The 4570-nt window shown below is 35.2% G+C and carries 6 protein-coding genes; all 6 read left to right on the top strand.

Going from position 1 to position 4570, the window contains the following annotated elements:
• On the top strand, positions 1-1005 hold a 1005-nt coding region (locus tag B2S90_RS02105), incomplete at its 5' end, for a prolyl oligopeptidase family serine peptidase (RefSeq protein ID WP_286696487.1).
• A gap of 203 nt (positions 1006-1208) precedes the next feature.
• Positions 1209-2024 carry a Cof-type HAD-IIB family hydrolase gene (locus tag B2S90_RS02100; protein WP_286696486.1) on the top strand — a complete coding sequence of 272 codons (816 nt, stop codon included), beginning with the start codon at positions 1209-1211 and terminating at the stop codon, positions 2022-2024.
• A gap of 203 nt (positions 2025-2227) precedes the next feature.
• Positions 2228-3313, top strand: coding sequence for an SIS domain-containing protein (locus B2S90_RS02095; protein WP_279147654.1), 1086 nt, complete (start codon positions 2228-2230; stop codon positions 3311-3313).
• Positions 3314-3322: 9 nt separating this feature from the next.
• On the top strand, positions 3323-3760 hold the full coding sequence (locus B2S90_RS02090) for a PTS sugar transporter subunit IIA (RefSeq protein WP_055233949.1): 438 nt from the start codon (positions 3323-3325) through the stop codon (positions 3758-3760).
• Between the two features lie 14 nt (positions 3761-3774).
• Complete coding sequence (locus B2S90_RS02085; protein ID WP_055233950.1) at positions 3775-4263, top strand: PTS sugar transporter subunit IIB; 489 nt, start codon at positions 3775-3777, stop codon at positions 4261-4263.
• A 14-nt stretch (positions 4264-4277) separates the two neighbouring features.
• On the top strand, positions 4278-4570 hold a 293-nt coding region (locus B2S90_RS02080; protein WP_286696485.1), incomplete at its 3' end, for a PTS sugar transporter subunit IIC.

The following is a 4570-nucleotide window of genomic DNA, read 5'->3' as shown; positions in this document are numbered from 1 at the left end:
ATTGATGTAGAAAAAGAAGGTAAGTTATGTCCACAGTTAGATAAATGGACTCAGAAATCTTATAAAGCTGTAGATGGTATTAACTATTCTTATGCTGAATATACACCTAAGAAAGATGGCAAGAAAAACGCTTTAGTCATCTGGTTACATGGTGCTGGTGAAGGTGGAACAGATACTTCTATTGACTTACTTGCAAATGAAGTAACAGCTATGGCTGGAGATCAGTTCCAGAAAGATATGAATGATGCGTATGTTATTGCTCCTCAGTGTCCAACTATGTGGATGGACGGCGGTAATGGTGAATACCAGAACGGTGAAAAGGGTTCTATCTACGCTAAAGGTTTATTTGATTTAATTGATACTTATGTAAAGAATAATCCTGATGTTGATACAAGTAAGATCTATATCGGTGGCTGCTCTAATGGTGGTTACATGACTATGGAAATGATCTTAAAGCATCCAGATTACTTCGCTGCTGCATTCCCTATCTGTGAAGCATATCAGGATCAGTATATTACTGATGCAGAAATTAATGCAATCAAGGATATGCCTATCTGGTTTACATATGCTAAGACAGATACAACTGTTGATTACACATTATGTACTGAACCTACATTAAAGAGATTACTTGCTGCAGGTGCTAAGAATGTGCATGTATCAGCTTTTGATGATGTAAGAGATACAAGTGGTGAATATAAGAACGAAGATGGTTCTGCATATGAATATAACGGACATTGGTCTTGGATTTATTGGGATAACAATGAATGTTATGATGGTGACTTAAATGCATGGAAGTGGTTAGGACAGCAGGCTAAAGCAACTTCAGTTGTTGTTACACCAACTACTAAACCTACTACTAAGCCAACTACTAAACCAGGTACTGATACTAAGACTGATAGTACAGTTAAGACTGGTGATGAAACTGCATTAACTGGTTTATCATTCATGATGCTTGCATCAGCTGGTGCTTATATCTACTTGAAGAGAAGAGAACAAGTAAGATAAAATTTTATTGAAAAATGCTGCAGGAGGGACTGTGTATATAGTCCCTCTTTTTTATTGCATGTTATGATGGGAATCTTAATGCATGGGAATGGTTAGGACAACAGGGGAACTAGATAGTTCCTCTTTTTGATATTATGAAACTGCTCATGTTTGTAGGCTATATTGTGATAGAATATGATACATATAAAAGGGGGAATTAAAGTATGTATAAGTTAGTCGCATTTGATATGGATGGTACTCTTCTTAATAGTGAAAAGAAGATTTCAAATAAAACGGTAGAGGCTATTAATAAGGCAATAGAGGCAGGTAAGATTGTAATACTTAATACAGGAAGATGTCCTGCAGAGCTTAAGGAGTATAGAGAAGTGCTGCCAAGACTACGCTATGTAAATTGTGTCAGCGGTGCACTTGTCTATGATTATGAAGAAGAAAGAAGTATCTATGAATCACCATTAAGTGAAGAAGAAGTCAAAACATTGATTCAAATTGGTAAGGAAACAGATGAGATGGTTCATTTGATGGGAATTACATCTGTCGTAGAAAAAGACAAAGTACCACATATGAATGATTATTATATGGGTGTCTACCAGCCAATGTATGAAGAAGTCACTACTAAAGTAGATAACATCTATGACTATTATGTAGGTAATCCTTATTCAGTACATAAGCTTAACATCTATCATCACTCAAAAGCTGCAAGAGATCATACAAGAAAAGCTATTAAAGAAGCGGGACTTGAATTAGAGATGAAGGATTCAGAAGCAACAGGATTAGAAATGAATGCGAAAGGTGTAGATAAGGGAACTGGATTAAAGCAGTTATGTCATCATTTAGGTATCTCTGTTGCAGAAACTATAGTAGTGGGTGATGCAGATAATGACAAGGAGGCATTAGAAGTTGCAGGATTATCTGTTGCAATGGGTAATGCGAAAGAGAGTATTAAAGAAATCAGTGATGTAATTGTATCGGATAATGATCATGATGGATGTGCTGAGGTAATAGAAAATTATTTGTTGTAAGAGATGTATATACGTTAAAGTACTAACGTATATACATTTTTTTGTATATTTAATGAAAACGCTTTATATAAAATGACGACCGCATACATTTCGTATAGTGATAAATAATTTATTGAATACATAAAAAAATGCATTCCACCCCATTGACAAAATGTATATATGTATATTAAAATGTATATACAAAGAAAAGGAGGCGTATACAAATGAGTAAGGATTACGGAGATATGTATCAATATATTCTGGAATCAAAAAAAGCGGTTAGAAATATCATTTCTAACCACGAAGAAATCTTTCATGATGCTGTAGAGTACTTCTTCGAAGGCGACTATGAGCAGATCTATGTGATAGGATCTGGTACATCTTATCATTCTGCATTAGCTGCCAAGAGATTAATGGAAAAAGTACTAAAGATGAAAGTATTTGCTTCATATCCTATTGTATTTAAGGATGAACAGATTTTCAACAAAAAAACATTGGTTATGGGACTCTCTCATGCAGGCATGTCAGCTTCTACTATTGCTGGGCTAGATAAAGCTAAGGAATGTGGATTCGGTACAATTGCGATGACTGCAGAAAGAGGCAGACCAGTAGAACATCATGGAGATGTTAAACTCTATGTTGAAATCGGTGAAGAAAAAGCAGGACCAAAAACAAAGGGATATATTGGTTCTATTGTTACTTTTATGATTTTTGCATTAAAGGTAGCCTTAAAACAGGGAAAGATTACTCAGGAAGAATTTGAAGATTATCTAAATAGAATGCAGGCAGCAGCAGATGCGATTCCAGATATAGCGGAAGCTGCAAGCAACTGGTACTTAAACAATAAGGAAGATTTACTCAAGTGCCGTCGCTTATATGTTATTGGTTATGATAATTGTCTTGCTGATATGATGGAAGGTACATTAAAAATCTGCGAAGCAGTGAGATATAGTGTACAGGGATTCGAATTAGAAGAATTCATGCATGGTATCTATCACTGTATTGATGAAAACACATATATGCTTTATGTATGTTCTAAAGGTCAGTACTACGACAGAATCTTGCGTTTAAAACGTTATTTTGAGGAAGAAAGACATAGTCATAATTTCTTAATTACACATGAGGATACAAATAATCCTAAGGATTTAGTATTCCCATTTACAGATGATGAAGAATTTGCAGTATTACAGTATATTGTTCCAATGCAGGTTCTTGCTAGAAAACTTTCATTAGACTTAGGAATTGATTGTAATATTCCGAGTGACCCTCAGTTCCATTTCAAGATGAATAGTTATTTAAAAGAAGGATAGGTGATTTACATGACAAACATGATTCTCTTCTCACATGGAAAACTCGCAAATGGTGTAGCTGATTCCTGTCAGCTTATTATTGGCAGCCATCAATTCAAGACACTTAATGTTTTGCTTGATCAGCCAGTGCAGGAAATAGAAGACAGCCTTGATAATCTTATTGATTCCTTCGAAACTCAGGAACCTATTATTATCGTAACTGATATTCCAGGGGGAAGCACAACTCAGACTGCAATTAAGCAAATTGAAAAGAGAGATAATATTTATGTTGTGACAGGTATGAATCTTGGACTTGTCATGAGCTTATCTTTCTTAAATCTTACTTCAGATAAAGAAAATAACAGAAGAGTTATTAATGAAGCGATTGAAGAAACTAAAAATGGAATGTATCTCGTAGAAGATATGTTTAACACAATGGATGAAATCACGGATGATGGTGATTTATAAAGGAGGATATGACAATGATTCAGGTATTAAGAGTAGATGACAGATTATTACATGGACAGGTAGCGGTAGCCTGGACACGTCATTATAAGGTGGACGTAATCTTAGTTGCGAATGATCATCTTATTACAGATAAGAATATGCAGGTTGCATTCAAACTTGCAACTCCTGCTGGTGTAACACTTTCAATGAAATCTTTACAGGGCGCTGTAAATGTTATTAATAATCCTAAACATGCCTCAAGAAGAATTCTTGTTATTACTAAAGACTTAGATGATGCTAAGTTTGTCTGTGAAAAGACAGGTACAGAAATCAAGGATATCCTTCTTGGCGGTTTAAGAAATGGTGAAGGAAAGAAAAATATTGAAATGAACTCATATATGAGTGCACATGATATCGAAGTCATGGATGAACTTGAAAATGATGGATTCCATGTATTCATGCAGGCAGTTCCTACATCAAAAGCATTAAGTACTGAAGAAATTAGAAGAAACTTTAATAAATAGAAAGGGGTAACCTTATGAGCATAGTACAAGCATTACTACTTGGTTTACTAGGTGGTATTGGAATTTGGGATAGTAGAGTTGGTGGAATATGGATGATTGACCGTCCATTAGTATTGGGTCCACTAGTTGGATTGATCTTAGGTGATTTTACAACAGGTATTATTGTTGGTGGTTCATTAGAATTAATTATGATGGGTGTTGTAGGTATTGGTTCTGCTACACCTCCAGATACAGTGTCTGGTGCAATCTTAGCAACAGCATTTGCAATTGTTTCTAAGCTCGATGTTTCTGCAGCAGTTGCTCTTGC

The organism is Catenibacterium sp. UBA627 (assembly GCF_002299355.1).
GTDB lineage: Bacteria > Bacillota_I > Bacilli_A > Erysipelotrichales > Coprobacillaceae > Catenibacterium > Catenibacterium mitsuoka.
The sequence above is the reverse complement of the archived record's forward strand: the minus strand, read 5'-3'. Positions and strand labels throughout refer to the sequence as shown.